Genomic DNA, 16,136 nt, shown 5'->3' with positions numbered 1-16,136 from the left:
TTTAATTGTTGGGCATTCACTATAACCGGAGGATTCATAATGAATGAACGACTTACTAAAATTAAAAGTGACTCCAGTAGTTTCTGGCAGAGTCGAACGAAAAATCAAAAAGGCGCAATAATCGGCGCAGTTGTCGCAATTATTGCGCTAGCAAGTATTCTTACATATTATTCAACGCGTACAACTATGGCGCAATTGTTTCCAGAGCTATCTACAGCGGAAGTCGGTAAAATAACAGAAGTTTTAAAAGCTCAAGGAGTAACATACGAAGTGACAAATGGTGGTACAACAATTTTAGTACCAGAAGAGCAAGTAGATGATTTGAAAGTATCACTAGCAGCTCAAGGATATCCAGATTCAGGTGAAATTGATAGCACATTCTTTACGACGAATGCAGGCTTTGGGATGACGGATAATGAGTTCAACGTTATTAAAAAAGCCGCAACTGAAACAGACTTAGCAAATTTAGTTCGTAAGTTTGAAGGTGTTAAAGATGCAAACGTCGTTATAACTTTACCAGACGAAGGCTTGTTTATTAAAGATGATAAAGGCAATGCCACAGCAGCTTTAGTGTTAGATACAGCACCAGGACATAAGTTTTCGGATGATCAAATTAAAGGCTTATTCAATTTAGTTTCAATGAGTATTCCAAATTTACCAAAAGAAAATATTACCATTATGAATCAGTATGGTGAATATTACGACTTAGCTGCTGCTGAAAGTGGCGGAAATGGTATTAATACTGTAACTGGTCAAATGGAAGTTAAGAAAACGATAGAACGTGACTTACAACGTCAAGTGCAACAAATGTTAGGCACATTAATTGGACAAGACAAAGTAGTTGTTAACGTATCGGCGGATATTGACTTTAAGAAAGAAAACCGTGAAGAAACTATAGTGCAGCCTGTTGATGAGGAGAATATGGCAGGAATCGAAATTAGTGCACAACGAATAACAGAAACATATTCAGGTGGGGCAGTAGCCGATGGTTCTCCAGAAGCTGAAAATGCAACAGATAACTTTATTGATTATGTTGAAGGAACAACGGGTAATGGCGATTATGAGCGTGTTGAGGAAACAATTAACAATGATGTAAATCGTATTCGTAAAGAAATCCAAGAAAGTCCTTATAAAATCCGTAATTTAGGTATTCAAGTAATGGTTGAGCCACCAGTAGCAGATGAGGCAACATCCTTACCTGATAATGTACGAACAGATATCGAGCAAATTTTATCGACAATTGTCCGTACTTCTGTTGCACAAGATGCTGCAGGTGAACTAACAGATGAAGAAATCGCAGACCGTATTGTTGTATCTGTTCAACAGTTCTATGGCAATGATAGCGGTGAAGCAGTACCAGAATCATTTATCCCATGGTGGATTTGGGTAATTGGCGGTATTTTACTTGTAGCCATTGTGTTATTAGTTCTTTATGTAATACGTTCTCGTAAACGTAAACAACAGGAAGAAGAATTAGAGATTATTGAAAGACAACAGCAATTAATTGAAGTGGAAGATATTTCTGAAGAAAAAGAAACTGAAGCGACTGTACGCCGTAAGCAATTAGAAAAAATGGCAAAAGAAAAGCCAGAAGATTTTGCGAAGCTATTGCGTAGTTGGATTGCTGAAGACTAATAGGAGGTTCAGCTGTGTCCAAGAAAGATAAAGATCTATCAGGAAAGCAAAAGGCCGCTTTACTGTTAATTTCTCTAGGGCCAGAAGTTTCGGCTTCTGTATATAAACATTTAAGTGAAGAAGAAATTGAACGTCTTACGTTAGAAATTTCAAGTGTTAAAAAAGTAGAATCTTCGGTAAAGGAAGAGATTATTGAAGAATTTCATCAAATTGCGTTAGCACAAGATTACATTACGCAAGGTGGTATTGGATATGCGAAGACGGTTCTTGAAAAAGCTTTAGGTGCTGAACAAGCACAAGCAATTTTAAATCGTCTTACTTCTTCATTACAAGTTCGTCCATTTGATTTTGCACGTAAAGCAGATCCATCACAAATTTTTAACTTTATTCAAAATGAACACCCTCAAACAATCGCTTTAATCCTTTCATATTTAGAGCCAGGGCAAGCGGGGGTAATTCTTTCATCATTACCGCAAGAAGTACAAGCTGATATAGCGAAGCGTATTGCAATTATGGAATCAACATCACCAGAGGTTATTAGTGAAATTGAATCCGTACTTGAGCGTAAATTATCATCAACGGTTACGCAAGATTACACTGAAACTGGTGGCGTAGATGCGGTAGTAGAAGTATTAAATGGTGTAGACCGACAAACAGAAAAAACGATTCTCGATGCGCTTGAAATTCAAGATCCAGAGCTTGCAGAAGAAATCAAAAAACGTATGTTTGTCTTCGAAGATATTGTTACACTCGACAACCGTTCAATTCAACGTGTTATTCGTGATTGTGAAAACGAAGACTTATTATTATCGATGAAAGTATCTTCTGATGAAGTAAAAGATATTATTTTCCGAAATATGTCGCAACGTATGGCTGATACATTCCGAGAAGAAATGGAAATTATGGGACCAGTTCGTTTACGTGATGTAGAGGAAGCACAATCTCGCATTGTGGCAGTTATTCGTCGTTTAGAAGATGCAGGTGAAATCATTATTGCACGTGGTGGAGGAGATGACGTCATTGTCTAGAATCATCCGTTCAACAAATGCACAGTCACCTGTTGAAGAGGCAGTTGTTGAAATTAAGCTTCAAAGTTTCTTCGAGCCGATTCATTATGGAGAAGCGGAAGAAGAACAAGAACATACGCCACAATTGACACTAGAAGATATTCAACAAGAACGTCAACAAATGTTCGAACAATCGACGCGTGAAATTGAAGAACAACGTCTTCAATTTGAAGAGTATCGTAATGAACAATTAGCTTTACTAGAGGCACAAAAACAAGCTTGGGAAGAGGAAAAAATGCTTCTTCAGCAACAGGCACATGAAGTAGGTTTTGCACAAGGCTATGAAGAAGGTGTACAGAAAGCAAATGCGAATATGGCACAAGTTTTACAAATAGCAAATAATACGATGAAGAGTGCTGAGGAAAATGCTTCAAAATATATTGAATCACAAGAGTCAGTAATATTGGAGTTAGCATTAACTGCAGCGGAGCGCATTCTCAATACTTCTCTTGATCGTCAAGAAGAATTATATATTTCGATTATAAAGCGGGGATTAAAAGAAGCCCGTGAAATGAAGGAAATAAAATTATATGTTTCACCAAAATACCACGAACTTGTTACGAGTTACCATGGTGAGCTTGCTGAAATGTTCCCGGTAAATGTTCTATTTATGATTTTTGTAAATGAAGATTTAGAGGATACAGAAAGCTATATTGAAACAAATCATGGAAGAATTATTGTGTCAATAGACGAGCAACTACATGAACTTCGTAGACAGCTCTATGAATTAATAGAAAGTAAGGAATGATACGGATGAAAACGGCTCAATTAGTTGAACAAATTCCTAATCTTAATACATTTAAAAAGTATGGAAAAGTGACGAGAGTAGTCGGTTTAATGATTGAGTCTCAAGGTCCGGGAAGTTCAATTGGTGATGTTTGTAAAATTCACGTGCAAACATCAAAAAACGGTCCACAAGTCATTTTGGCAGAGGTCGTTGGCTTTAAGGATGAAATCGTCATCCTTATGCCATACACTTCTTTGAAAGAAATTTCGGTTGGTTGCCTTGTTGAAGGTACGGGTACACCTTTAGAAGTAAAGGTAGGCCCCGAATTAATTGGTCAAGTATTAGATGCAATGGGTAATCCTTTTGATGGACAGTCTTTACCAAAAGGGTTAGCTTCAGTACAAACCGAAAAAGAACCACCGAACCCTTTAAATCGCCCACCTATTAATGAACGATTAGAAGTAGGGGTTAAAGCGATTGATGGGATGTTAACAGTTGGTAGTGGTCAACGTGTTGGTATATTTGCGGGTTCTGGTGTAGGGAAAAGTACATTACTTGGTATGATTGCACGAAATACAGAGGCAGATATTAATGTTATTGCACTAGTAGGAGAGCGTGGGCGAGAGGTACGGGAATTTATTGAGCGTGATCTTGGTCCAGAAGGGTTAAGTCGTTCAATTGTTGTTGCCGCAACAAGTGATCAGCCTGCATTAATGCGTATTAAAGCAGCGTTTACTGCTACCGCTATTGCAGAATATTTCCGTGATCGCGGAGACAATGTCATGCTAATGATGGACTCGGTAACGCGTGTAGCAATGGCACAACGTGAGATTGGTTTAGCAATTGGTGAACCTCCTGCAACAAGGGGGTATACGCCCTCAGTATTCGCCATTTTACCGTCTCTACTTGAACGGTCTGGAACGAATATACATGGTACGATAACAGCCTTTTATACAGTGCTTGTTGATGGGGATGATATGAATGAACCAATTGCAGATGCTGTACGAGGGATATTAGATGGACATATTGTCTTAGACCGAAACTTGGCTAATAAAGGGCAGTATCCAGCAATTAATGTGCTAAAAAGTGTTAGTCGATTAATGAATCATATTGCGGATCCAGAACATGTTAAAGCAGCAAGTCGACTGAGAGAATTGTATTATACTTATTCAAAATCTGAGGATTTAATAAATATCGGTGCATATAAGCGAGGGACTTCAAAGGAAATAGATGAAGCCATTCATTATGAACCACTAATTACTACCTTTTTAAAACAAAGCTTTAAGGACAAAATTTCAATCGAGCAAACAGTAAACGAAATAATTTCGTTATCAAATGGCGGTGTGAAGTAATGTCGATATATACGTATCGTTTTGAAAAAATTCTTGGTGTTAAAGAACAGGAAAAAACGGAGTCTGAAATTGCATTTAAAGAATCCGTTCAAGTTTTTGAGGAAATCGCAACAAAACTTTATGACTTATTAAAGAAAAAGGAAGATTTAATTTCTTACCAGCAAGAACGTCTTATGATCGGTTCTTCCATTGATGAGGTAAAGCACTACTCTAAATTCATAGACAGTATGGAAAAAACGATTGCTGATGTGCAGCAAAAAGTTGTACAAGCTCGTGCAAAAATGAATTGGCACGAACAAAAATTATTAGAAAAAAACTTGGAAGTGCGCAAATACGAAAAAATGCGTGAAAATGACTTTGTTAAATTTAAAGAAGATCAACAACGTATTGAAGCGATTCAACTAGATGAGCTTTCAACTATTGCGTATTACAAGAAGGAAATCAGGTGATTTCATGGCAAAAAAAAATATAACTAAACTAGATGTACAAGTAGATGAAATGGAAGTAGAAAATAAGCCAGCAGGTTTCTTCAAAAAAATATTTTACTTATTTCTAATTCCTCTAATGTTTGTAATCGCCATTGCACTAGTTATTGCCACAGTAACTGAAGTGAATGTATTTAAAATGGCAAATAACGTAACGGAGAAAATACCATTCCTAAACGCTGATGAACAAGAGGTTGTGGAAAATTCCACGTTAAATGGTGAAAAAGTAGTTGAATTACAAGCAGAAATACAACAAAAAGAAGCACAAATTACACAGCTTCAAACACAGATGGATGCAGCCACAAGTGAGAAAGATGAGTTGTTGGCTGAGCAAGAGCGATTAATGTTTGAAATTGAAAAATTAAAACGTAATCAAGAAGAGTCACAAAAAGACTTTACTGAAATTCTTTCAACATTTGAAAAAATGTCTGCTAAAACAGCAGCACCAATTTTAGTTCAAATGAGCGATACAGAAAGCTTACGTATTATGTCTAGCATGAAACCAGATACACTTTCAGCGATATTTTCAAAAATGTCACCTGAAGATGCTGCGCGTTATACAGAGCTTCTATCTCAACAATAATTAGATTATTGAAAGGAGGTGAAAAAATGAATATCGCAATATTACAGGCAATGACGGCTACTAAGATGCCACAAAAGACAGCACAAACAAAGTCAGCTGATAGTGTAGCCCCTGATGCTAATGCATTTGGAAGTGTATTTGAAAAGATTATATCTAGCTCAAATAATCAATCGACACAGGCTAATAAAACACAGCCAGAAGGTCTAGCTGAAGAAGTAGAGGCAATTTTAGCGACAGATTCATTAGAAAACTTATTGGAAGAATTAGGCGTAGAAATGGATGAATCTGGTTTATTTGTTTTTGTTGGTGAAGAAAGTAAGCCTATTCCAGTTGATGAAATGCTTAATTTAGAGAACCTATCAGAAGTACTTGGATTAACTGAAGAACAGCTCGCACAAATTATTCAACAATTATTAGGGGATGAGCAACAAGAAATTACGGATGTTTGGTCGATTATAGAACAGGCACCTGCAATTTTAAGTGAAGTTCTTGCTGCAATGCAAGGAATGCAACAAAAAGGTGAAGTTCAACCAAAAGAAGTAGAGCAAGTTATTCAGTTTTTAAAACTTGTTCAGTTGCTTGGCAATAAAGTAGATACAGTTTATAAGCAAGAACAACAATTGAACCAACTGAAAGAAGCTTTATTATCCTTAACAAATCAAACACAAGCAATTGTAAATACACAACAAGAGGTAATAAAACCTTCTTTCCAACAACTTGTTCAAACGCAAACACAAAACTCGTCTCAACAAGTAACGGTGAAAACTGAAACAGAAACACAACCATCAGTTGGATTACAACAACAAGTAACGCAAACAAAGACGGTAACGATTACATTGCCAGCTGAAAAGCCAGCACAGTCAGAAACACTAGTTAAAGAAATTCAATCCTTAATTAATCGAAGTCAGCTGTCAGGACAACAAGGCAATATGAAATTATTTTTAAAATTATTCCCAGAAAACTTGGGACAAATTCGTATTGAGTTAGTTCAGAAGGATGGCGTGTTAACAGCTCGTTTACTTGCGACAACGGCAATGGGGAAAGAGTTATTAGAAAATAATATTAATCAACTGAAAGCCGGATTTGTTGCACAAAACATTCAAATGGATCGTATTGATGTAGCTCAGTCTTTACAAGATGCGGACCGAAATACACGTGATCAAAACTTCTTCAATAACTTCTTCCGTCAGCAAAATGACGAGGATCGTGAAGATAACGAAGATGATAGTGCAGAAGAGAAAATATCATTTAAAGACTTGTTAAGTGAGGAGGTATAAGGAATGACTAGTACAATTACGAATGATTATTATTTACCCCCTGTGAGTAATGTAAAAGTTACAGATAAAGCAGATAATGGAGCATTAGGAAAAGATGCGTTTTTAAAAATTTTGATTACCCAATTACAAAACCAAGATCCAACAAGCCCAATGGATGATAAGGAATTTATTGCACAAATGGCGCAATTCTCTTCTTTAGAGCAAATGCAAAATATGACAAAGGCGATGGAAGACTTATTAGTATCTCAACAACAGTCTCAGCTGATGAACTATTCGACATTTGTTGGTAAAGAAGTAAAGTGGCATGAGCTAACGGACAAATTGGATGATAAAGGAAAACCAATTTATAACGAAGGCACTGGAAGCATAAAAGAATTAAAATTCATCAATGGAGATGCTATTTTTGTACTTGCTGATGGGAAAGAAATTTCTCCAGGAAATATTTCTTCTATTTTAAGTGGAACTTCAAGTAGCGAGTCAACACCACCAATTCAATCGAATCCATTTGTTGAAGCCAGCGAAATGATTGGGAAAACTGTTCAATATACATCTGGTGAAAGTTTAATAGATGCGATTGTTGAGGCAATTACTAAAAATAGTACTGGTACAATCGAGTACATATTAAATAATGGTACACGCCTAACGAAAGATCAATTTACAGTGGTTACAGCTGAATAAGAGGTGATTTTGATGAACCGCGTAAATATTCAACATATACCGTATCATCCACCTATCCAGCAAACTGTTAAAAATCATTCAGTACTTCCAACAAAAAATTCATTTGTTAATCATTTAAAGCAGGCTACAAATGAATTAAAAATTAGTAAACATGCTACTGAACGAATGAATGAGCGAAATATTATTATTTCAGATAATGAATGGCAGCAAATAACTGATAAAGTGTTTGAAGCACGTGAAAAGGGAGTTAAACAACCCTTAATTATTTTGGAGCAAGCGGCGTTAATTGTTAGTGCCAAAAACTCAACAGTTATTACAGCACTGGACCGAATTGAAGCAAAAGAACAACTCTTTACGAATATAGATGGAACAATTGTTTTATAGGCTGGACCTTCATAGGTAAGGAAGCCTTTAGCTGCTGACTGATTGACGCAGCTATTAACACCACGAATAATTCGTGAATTTTGAAAATTGAAGGGAGAACGGCATACTATGTTACGTTCAATGTATTCAGGTATTTCAGGTTTAAAAAATTTCCAGACAAAGTTAGACGTTATTGGTAATAACATTTCTAATGTTAATACGTATGGTTTTAAAAAGGAACGTACAATTTTTAAAGATTTAATTTCACAAACACAAGCAGGGGCATCTGCTCCTTCAGCAACACGTGGTGGTGTCAATGCCATTCAAGTAGGATTAGGTTCTCAACTTGCAGCGATTGATACAGTTCACAACCCGGGTTCAATGCAATCAACAGGGCGTACACTTGACTTAGCTATCTCTGGAGATGGTTTCTTTATGGTAGCAGATTCTGCTGCTGATGCAGCACCAACTCCTGATGATATGGAAGATTTAACGCAAAATCCATTGTTAGCAGATGGCTTCACTAATATTCAATATACTCGAGCAGGAAATATGTATATGGATAAATACGGGTACCTAGTAAATGGAGATGGAAAATATTTAGTAGGTGTTGCTAACGAAAATTTATATGCGGAAGTAGATCCGGATGCGGAGAGTATGTCAGATGACGATCGTGCAGATTTAGCACAGGGAACTGACAATCTATATGTAGATGGACAAATTACACCAGCAGCTGGTACAACGGGGCCACTAAGAATTCCAACGAATGCTCAATCCATGTCTATTTCACAAGATGGTTCTGTTTACTATGTTGACGTTAATGGTAAGTTACAATTCGCAGGGCAAGCTTTATTAGCTAAATTTCCAAACGCTTCTGGTTTAGAAAAAACTGGATCTAACTACTTCCAAATGTCTGCGAACTCTGGAGATCCTTTAGTACAAGTGGGGACTCAAGCAGGTATCGGATCAGTTAACTCTAGTTTCCTTGAAATGTCAAACGTAGACCTTTCTGAAGAATTTACGGAGATGATTGTTGCACAACGTGGTTTCCAAGCGAACTCTCGTATTATTACTACTTCAGATGAGATATTACAAGAACTTGTAAACTTAAAACGATAGGTTAACCTATTTATTATCATAATAATTCATTGTAAGGGAGGGTCGGGCCGGCTCTCTACGTAGGTCCGGCCCCATTTCAATGATTGAAGTAACGCGCCTAAATGGCAAAGCATTTACTTTAAACGCTCTATACATAGAAACAGTCGAAGCTTTTCCAGACACAACGATTACGCTAACGACTGGGCGTAAATTCATTGTTTTAGAAACTGAAAATCAGGTGCGACAAAAGGTAACAACCTTTTATCAACATATACAAGCACTATCAAACCCGCATCTAAGAGGTGAAGAAGATGAAGAACAATAAACTATTAACAATTATGCTCATTATGTTAGTGACGATTACTTTAATTGGTGTTATTGTTGTGGTGTTATTAACACAGCTTGACAAAGGTTCAGCAGCAACTGAACCAACAATTGATGAAATTGTTGAATCCTCTGTAGACATTCCAGAGATTACGACGAATTTAGCAGATGGAAGTTTTGTACGCATTTCACTTAAAGTTCAAGGTTCAGATAAAGATGCTGGAGAAGAGCTATTGAAGCGTGATTTCCAAGTGAAGAATATTGTCATTCAAGAATTATCTGAAATGGAAAAGGAATCTTTAGAAGGTAAACAAGGTAAAGTTACATTCCAAAATGCTATTAAGTCGCAAGTGAATGAATTAATGCAAAATGGTGAAGTAACACAAGTGTATATTACCTCCTATGTTCTGCAGTAAAAGAGAAGTAAACATTTTGAAACATCATGAAATGGAGGTGGGCAAATGGCAGGAGATATAATGTCTCAGTCCGAGATTGATGCGCTATTATCAGCGATATCAACCGGTGAAATGAATGCAGCAGACATGAGAAAAGAAGAAGAATCTCGTAAGGTTAAGGTTTATGACTTTAAACGAGCATTGCGCTTCTCAAAAGATCAAATCCGAAGTTTGACCCGAATACATGAAAATTTTGCGCGACTGTTAACAACATTCTTTTCAGCACAGCTTAGAAGTTATGTACAAATTACAGTAGCATCGGTTGACCAAATTCCGTTTGAAGAATTTGTTCGTTCAATTCCGAATATGACATTAATTAATGTTTTCGAAGTACCGCCATTAGACGGGAATATTCTTATGGAAATTAATCCGAACATTGCATATTCAATGTTAGATCGTTTAATGGGTGGTACTGGAGCAAGTCATAGTAACGTTGACAATTTAACTGAGATTGAGACAAAAATTATGACGAATTTATTCGAGCGTTCATTTGATAATTTAAGGGAAGCATGGGAGAATGTTGCAGAAATTGATCCTATGCTTGTGGAATTAGAAGTAAATCCACAGTTCCTACAAATGATTTCACCGAATGAAACAGTAGTTGTAATTTCGTTAAATACAATAATTGGTGAAACAACTGGGATGATTAATATTTGTATTCCACATGTTGTTTTAGAACCAATTGTTCCTAATTTATCTGTTCGTTACTGGATGCAGACAAATACAAAAGAAATCTCTCCAGAACAAACTAAAATGCTAGAAACTCGTGTAAAACAAGCTGATTTACCTGTAATTGCTGAGTTAGGAACGACTGATATAACAATCGAAGATTTCTTAACAATGGCAATAGGTGATGTTATTCAATTAAATCAAAAGATAGAAAATCCTTTGACTTTAAAAGTCGGAAGTTTACCTAAATTTACAGTACAGCCTGGGAAACTAAATAAAAAAATGGCTGTCCAAATTATCGACCCTTTGAAAGGAGGAGACGAAGATGAGTGATGAAATGCTCTCCCAAGAAGAAATTGAGGCTCTATTAAGGGGCGAAACATTGGAGGATATTCCTGCCAATAGTGAAACTACTACTAGCGATGAAATTATTGTTGATGATCATCTAAGTCCAATTGAACAAGATGCTTTAGGTGAGGTAGGGAATATTTCCTTCGGTAGCTCTGCTACAGCTTTATCAGCATTATTAGGACAAAAGGTTGATATTACAACACCAAGTATCTCGATGATTAATCGAAATCGATTAGAAGAGGAATTTCCACACCCGTATGTCGCAGTACAAGTAGAATATACAATCGGGCTTACTGGTATGAATTTATTAGTAATTAAACAATCAGATGCTGCAATTATAGCAGACTTAATGTTAGGTGGAGATGGTCTAAATCCTAAACCAGAGTTAAGTGAAATTCAGTTAAGCGCAGTTCAAGAAGCGATGAATCAAATGATGGGTTCAGCGGCAACGTCAATGTCAACGATCTTTAACCAAAAAGTTGATATTTCACCACCTACTATTGATTTAATGAATATTTCGCAAAATGAAGGTACAGATAATATCCCGCCAGATGATTTATTAGTTAAAATTTCATTCAGATTACGTATTGGCGAACTAATTGATTCAAATTTAATGCAATTATTACCTTTAAACTTTAGTAAAAAAGTAGTAAAGTCATTAATGGGAGAGACTGATGAATTAGCAGGTACAATTGCACCAGCACCACCAACAAGTCAACCTGTATCTGCAGTTCAACCAGCACAACCATTACAACAACCTGTTCAGCAGGCATCACAACAACCAGTACAACAGCCGATGTATGAACAACCTGTATATCAACAACCAGTTTATCAGCAACCAATGTATGCAGCACCACAACAACAAGTAAATGTACAACAAGCTCAATTTGCAAGTTTTGAATCTGCTAACATTACTCAGACAGAAGCTCGTAATTTAAATATGTTACTAGATATACCTTTACAAGTAACTGTCGAATTAGGGCGCACAAAACGTTCTGTGAAAGAAATTTTAGATTTATCTAGTGGATCAATTATTGAATTAGATAAACTTGCTGGTGAACCAGTTGATATTTTGGTGAACAGTCGCTTAATCGCGAAAGGTGAAGTTGTTGTAATTGATGAGAACTTCGGCGTTCGAATCACAGACATTTTAAGCCAAGCGGATCGCTTGAACAATTTAAGATAGTTTTTTCAATTGGAGGAATCAGATTATGTCTAAAAAGATTTTAATTGTTGATGATGCAGCATTCATGCGCATGATGATTAAAGACATTTTAACAAAAAATGGTTATGAAGTAGTCGGGGAAGCGGCAGATGGACTTCAAGCTGTTGAAAAGTACAATGAATTACGACCAGATTTAGTAACAATGGATATTACGATGCCTGAGATGGATGGAATCGCAGCATTAAAAGCAATTAAAGGTGCAGATCCAAGTGCTGTTGTTATTATGTGCTCAGCAATGGGTCAACAAGCAATGGTGATCGACGCTATTCAAGCTGGAGCGAAGGACTTTATCGTAAAGCCATTCCAAGCAGACCGTGTAATCGAAGCAATTCAAAAAGCATTAGGTTGATCGTATGCTAGCAAAAAAATCATTTCGATTTTGGCTAATTGTTGGAATAGTATGGTTGTCTGTATTGTTCGCACCAATTTCAAATGGGACTTTTGCATCGGTTAAAAATGTTGACGAATGTATCAAAAACCAAGAAATTTGCCAGAAAGATAATACTTCAGATGCCGAAACAGAATCTACTGAATCGGCATCTGTTGGTATGGGGTTCTGGGAGTACATAAAAATTTTATTAGCGCTAATTTTTGTAATTGGGCTTCTATTATTTATTTTGAAGTTTTTAAACAAACGTAATTTAAAATACCAACAAAATGCCCTTATTAAAAATATTGGTGGAATGTCGGTAGGACCGCAAAAGTCTGTACAATTGTTGTTAATTGGTAAACACATTTATATTGTAGGTGTCGGAGAAAATATTCAATTGCTAAAAGAAATTGATTCGCCAGAGGAAGTAGATCAATTAATGAAGCAAATGGAAGGTAACCACTATACAGCAGCAACTACTCCTTATATTGCTGAAATATTTAAGAAATTTACAAACAAGAATGAGCCAAAAGATATATCTAATAGTCCTAAATTTAATGAGATGTTTAATGAAAAAATCGGTGAAATTAAACAAAAACGTACGGATGAGTTAGAGCGTTGGAAAGAACAGGAGAGTGATAAGCGATGACAGATATTCTTTCCGTCTTTTCAGAAAGTGATCCAGGGAATGTATCAACATCGGTTACACTATTATTCCTATTGACCGTACTTTCGTTAGCACCAAGTATTTTAATATTGATGACTTCGTTTGCACGAATTGTCATTGTCTTATCGTTTACACGTACAGCATTGGCGACAAACCAAATGCCTCCGAACCAAGTGATTATTGGTTTGGCACTATTTTTAACATTTTTTATTATGGCACCAACCTTCCAACAAGTAAACGAACAAGCATTACAGCCTTTGTTTGATGAAGAAATTAATTTGGAAGAAGCATATGAACGTGCAACAATTCCATTTAAAGAATTTATGGCACAACACACAAGGCAAAAGGATTTAGAGTTGTTTCTAGAATACAATCAATCAGAATATCCAGAATCTATTGAAGAAATTCCATTAACACTCTTAGTTCCAGCGTTTGCCTTAAGTGAAATTAAAACAGCATTTCAAATGGGCTTTATGATTTTCATACCGTTTTTAGTGATTGACATGGTTGTAGCTAGTACACTTATGGCGATGGGTATGATGATGTTGCCTCCAGTAATGATTTCACTACCATTTAAAATTTTATTATTTATACTAGTCGATGGTTGGTATTTAGTAATGAAGTCCTTACTTCAAAGTTTTTAGGGGATGATACATAATGACACAGGAAATGGTCATTGCAATTGCAGAAGCCGCAGTATATACAGTGTTAATAGTGTCTGGTCCACTATTGTTAATTGCACTAGTGACTGGTTTAGCGGTAAGTATATTTCAGGCAACGACTTCGATTCAAGAGCAGACTTTAGCATTTGTACCGAAAATTGTTGCTGTATTAGTGGGAATAGTATTTTTTGGACCATTTATGATTTCAACAATGACGAATTATTTCCATAACATATTAAATAATTTAGTCCGATATATTGGGTGAGCAAATGACGGAATTATTACCGAATATTTCGATTTTGTTATTAATTCTGGTGCGTGTTTCTGCATTTTTCGTATCAGTCCCTTTGTTTTCTTATCGAACAATCCCCCCACAAGTTCGAATAATTTTGGCTATCGCTTTGTCTTGGATGATGTATTATACCTTTCAAGTAGAGCCGTTTGAAATAAACGGGGATTATTTATTATTAATTTTAAAAGAAGCCGTAGTTGGTTTAATGCTAGGGTTAGCAGCAGCTATTATTATGTCAGCTGTACAAATTGCAGGTGGATTTATCGACTTCCAAATGGGATTTGCAATGGCAAATATAATTGATCCGCAAACCGGTGCACAAACACCATTAATGGGCCAATTTTTCAACTTTTTAGCTTTACTTTTGCTACTAGCAATAAATGGCCACCATCTATTATTAGATGGGATTTACTACAGCTATCAATTTATGCCTATGGATCAGGTCTTTCCTAATTTTGGGGAGGAAGCGACCGCAGTATTTATTATAAAAATGTTTGTTTCTGTTTTTGCCATAGCATTTCAAATGTCAGCTCCAATAGTTGCAACACTTTTTTTAGTTACATTAGCATTAGGGATTACCGGAAAGACAGTACCACAAATGAATATTTTCGTTATTGGTTTCCCAATTAAAATTGCTGTAGGTTTTCTTGTTTTAATTGTGACAATGGGTGTACTAGTTGGGGTAATGAGAGAACTTATTGAGTTTATGATTTTATCCTTACGTGATTTAATGGTTATTTTAGGTGGTGAATAGCATGAAGCTATTAGTAACTCTCAATTTACAATTTTTCGCTGGTGAAAAAACCGAAAAGGCGACACCGAAAAAACGCCAAGATGCACGGAAAAAAGGGCAAGTTTTAAAAAGTCAGGATGTTACAGCGGCATTTTTGTTACTGTTAAGCTTTTTCTTTTTATTATTCTTTGCACCGTTTATGTATGATGGGGTAAAAGGATTTTTACTTCAAGCACTTGAAAAGAACATATTGATTGAAACATTAAGTGCTGAAACCGTCATGGATATGTATGTTGAATCTATAAAAGAAATGGCGATAATTGTATTACCAATAATGATTGTTGCAATGATTGCAGGTATTGGAGCTAACTTTTTTCAGTTTGGCTTACTTTTTACAACAGAAACGCTAAAGTTTGATTTAAAAAAAATGGATCCAATTAAAGGCATTAAAAAAATTATTTCAGTACGAGCAATTGTCAATTTGATTAAGTCTTTACTAAAAGTAACGCTAATAGGGACAGTTACGACAGTCGTTATTATCGTCTATTTAGAAGAAGTATTATCGTTAGCATTACATAGTCCAGCACAAATATTATCAACAGTAGCTTATTTATCAGCGATTATGGGCATTGCCGCATCAATCATGTTAGTTGCTATTGCACTGTTTGATTATATTTATGAGCGCTTTGAATATGAAAAGCAATTGAAAATGTCAAAGCAAGATCTTAAAGATGAATATAAAAATTCTGAAGGTGACCCGTTAATTAAGTCAAAAATTAAGCAACGTCAACGAGAAATGGCGATGCGCCGCATGATGCAAGAAATTCCAACGGCAGATGTTGTCATTACAAACCCGACGCACTTTGCGATTGCATTAAAGTATGATGAAGATCAAATGGATGCACCGAAAGTTGTAGCAAAAGGTACGGATTTTGTTGCACAAAAAATTAAAATGATTGCAAAAGAGCATGATGTAATAATGGTTGAAAACAGACCACTTGCTCGTGCAATGTATGATCAGGTTGAAATTGGTCAAGCTGTTCCAGAGGAATTTTTCAAGGCAGTAGCTGAAGTACTTGCTTATGTATATCGTATTAAACGCAAAATATAACGTAGAAACGCA

General features: G+C 36.0%; 20 protein-coding genes. All 20 read left to right on the top strand.

Annotation, left to right across the window (positions count from 1 at the left end; all coding sequences use genetic code 11):
• Positions 1-39: 39 nt before the first annotated feature.
• The 20 genes from fliF to flhB all read left to right on the top strand — a co-directional run bounded on the left by fliF (position 40) and on the right by flhB (position 16,124).
• Positions 40-1,635 (top strand): flagellar basal-body MS-ring/collar protein FliF, encoded by a 1,596-nt coding sequence (fliF, locus tag MKZ17_RS15205; RefSeq protein ID WP_340724577.1) that lies wholly within the window; start codon positions 40-42, stop codon positions 1,633-1,635.
• A 14-nt stretch (positions 1,636-1,649) separates the two neighbouring features.
• Positions 1,650-2,663 carry a flagellar motor switch protein FliG gene (gene fliG / locus MKZ17_RS15200; protein ID WP_340724576.1) on the top strand — a complete coding sequence of 338 codons (1,014 nt, stop codon included), beginning with the start codon at positions 1,650-1,652 and terminating at the stop codon, positions 2,661-2,663.
• Entirely contained in the window at positions 2,647-3,450 is an 804-nt protein-coding gene (gene fliH, locus MKZ17_RS15195; protein ID WP_340724575.1) for a flagellar assembly protein FliH, read from the top strand. Before fliG ends, fliH begins: the two co-directional genes overlap by 17 nt.
• Before the next feature lie 5 nt (positions 3,451-3,455).
• The gene (gene fliI / locus MKZ17_RS15190) at positions 3,456-4,781 is read left to right on the top strand and encodes a flagellar protein export ATPase FliI (RefSeq protein ID WP_340724574.1); all 1,326 of its coding nucleotides are present in this window, start codon (positions 3,456-3,458) and stop codon (positions 4,779-4,781) included.
• Complete coding sequence (gene fliJ / locus MKZ17_RS15185) at positions 4,781-5,230, top strand: flagellar export protein FliJ (protein WP_340724573.1); 450 nt, start codon at positions 4,781-4,783, stop codon at positions 5,228-5,230. Before fliI ends, fliJ begins: the two co-directional genes overlap by 1 nt.
• A complete protein-coding gene (locus tag MKZ17_RS15180; protein ID WP_340724572.1) occupies positions 5,187-5,849 on the top strand; it encodes a MotE family protein in 663 nt (220 codons plus the stop codon). Before fliJ ends, MKZ17_RS15180 begins: the two co-directional genes overlap by 44 nt.
• Positions 5,850-5,875: 26 nt before the next feature.
• Positions 5,876-7,126 carry a flagellar hook-length control protein FliK gene (locus tag MKZ17_RS15175; protein ID WP_340724571.1) on the top strand — a complete coding sequence of 417 codons (1,251 nt, stop codon included), beginning with the start codon at positions 5,876-5,878 and terminating at the stop codon, positions 7,124-7,126.
• Positions 7,127-7,129: 3 nt separating this feature from the next.
• Complete coding sequence (gene flgD / locus MKZ17_RS15170; protein WP_340724570.1) at positions 7,130-7,804, top strand: flagellar hook assembly protein FlgD; 675 nt, start codon at positions 7,130-7,132, stop codon at positions 7,802-7,804.
• A gap of 12 nt (positions 7,805-7,816) precedes the next feature.
• The gene (locus tag MKZ17_RS15165; protein ID WP_340724569.1) at positions 7,817-8,188 is read left to right on the top strand and encodes a TIGR02530 family flagellar biosynthesis protein; all 372 of its coding nucleotides are present in this window, start codon (positions 7,817-7,819) and stop codon (positions 8,186-8,188) included.
• A 108-nt stretch (positions 8,189-8,296) separates the two neighbouring features.
• Positions 8,297-9,286 (top strand): flagellar hook-basal body complex protein, encoded by a 990-nt coding sequence (locus MKZ17_RS15160; protein WP_340724568.1) that lies wholly within the window; start codon positions 8,297-8,299, stop codon positions 9,284-9,286.
• A gap of 79 nt (positions 9,287-9,365) precedes the next feature.
• On the top strand, positions 9,366-9,590 hold the full coding sequence (locus MKZ17_RS15155; protein ID WP_340724567.1) for a flagellar FlbD family protein: 225 nt from the start codon (positions 9,366-9,368) through the stop codon (positions 9,588-9,590).
• Positions 9,577-10,005 carry a flagellar basal body-associated protein FliL gene (fliL, locus tag MKZ17_RS15150; RefSeq protein ID WP_340724566.1) on the top strand — a complete coding sequence of 143 codons (429 nt, stop codon included), beginning with the start codon at positions 9,577-9,579 and terminating at the stop codon, positions 10,003-10,005. Before MKZ17_RS15155 ends, fliL begins: the two co-directional genes overlap by 14 nt.
• A gap of 45 nt (positions 10,006-10,050) precedes the next feature.
• A complete protein-coding gene (fliM, locus tag MKZ17_RS15145; RefSeq protein WP_340724565.1) occupies positions 10,051-11,046 on the top strand; it encodes a flagellar motor switch protein FliM in 996 nt (331 codons plus the stop codon).
• A complete protein-coding gene (gene fliY, locus MKZ17_RS15140; protein ID WP_340724564.1) occupies positions 11,039-12,250 on the top strand; it encodes a flagellar motor switch phosphatase FliY in 1,212 nt (403 codons plus the stop codon). Before fliM ends, fliY begins: the two co-directional genes overlap by 8 nt.
• Before the next feature lie 25 nt (positions 12,251-12,275).
• Entirely contained in the window at positions 12,276-12,638 is a 363-nt protein-coding gene (locus MKZ17_RS15135; protein WP_340724563.1) for a response regulator, read from the top strand.
• Between the two features lie 4 nt (positions 12,639-12,642).
• A complete protein-coding gene (locus MKZ17_RS15130) occupies positions 12,643-13,308 on the top strand; it encodes a flagellar biosynthetic protein FliO (RefSeq protein WP_340724562.1) in 666 nt (221 codons plus the stop codon).
• Positions 13,305-13,970, top strand: coding sequence for a flagellar type III secretion system pore protein FliP (gene fliP, locus MKZ17_RS15125; protein ID WP_340724561.1), 666 nt, complete (start codon positions 13,305-13,307; stop codon positions 13,968-13,970). Before MKZ17_RS15130 ends, fliP begins: the two co-directional genes overlap by 4 nt.
• Before the next feature lie 13 nt (positions 13,971-13,983).
• Positions 13,984-14,253 (top strand): flagellar biosynthesis protein FliQ, encoded by a 270-nt coding sequence (gene fliQ, locus MKZ17_RS15120; RefSeq protein ID WP_340724560.1) that lies wholly within the window; start codon positions 13,984-13,986, stop codon positions 14,251-14,253.
• A 4-nt stretch (positions 14,254-14,257) separates the two neighbouring features.
• Entirely contained in the window at positions 14,258-15,034 is a 777-nt protein-coding gene (gene fliR, locus MKZ17_RS15115) for a flagellar biosynthetic protein FliR (protein WP_340724559.1), read from the top strand.
• Position 15,035: 1 nt separating this feature from the next.
• Complete coding sequence (flhB, locus tag MKZ17_RS15110) at positions 15,036-16,124, top strand: flagellar biosynthesis protein FlhB (RefSeq protein WP_340724558.1); 1,089 nt, start codon at positions 15,036-15,038, stop codon at positions 16,122-16,124.
• Positions 16,125-16,136 lie beyond the last annotated feature (12 nt).

The sequence above is a fragment of the Solibacillus sp. FSL R7-0682 genome (assembly GCF_038005985.1).
Lineage (GTDB): Bacteria > Bacillota > Bacilli > Bacillales_A > Planococcaceae > Solibacillus.
Note: the sequence above shows the minus strand (reverse complement) of the source record. Positions and strands in the feature narration are given on the sequence as shown.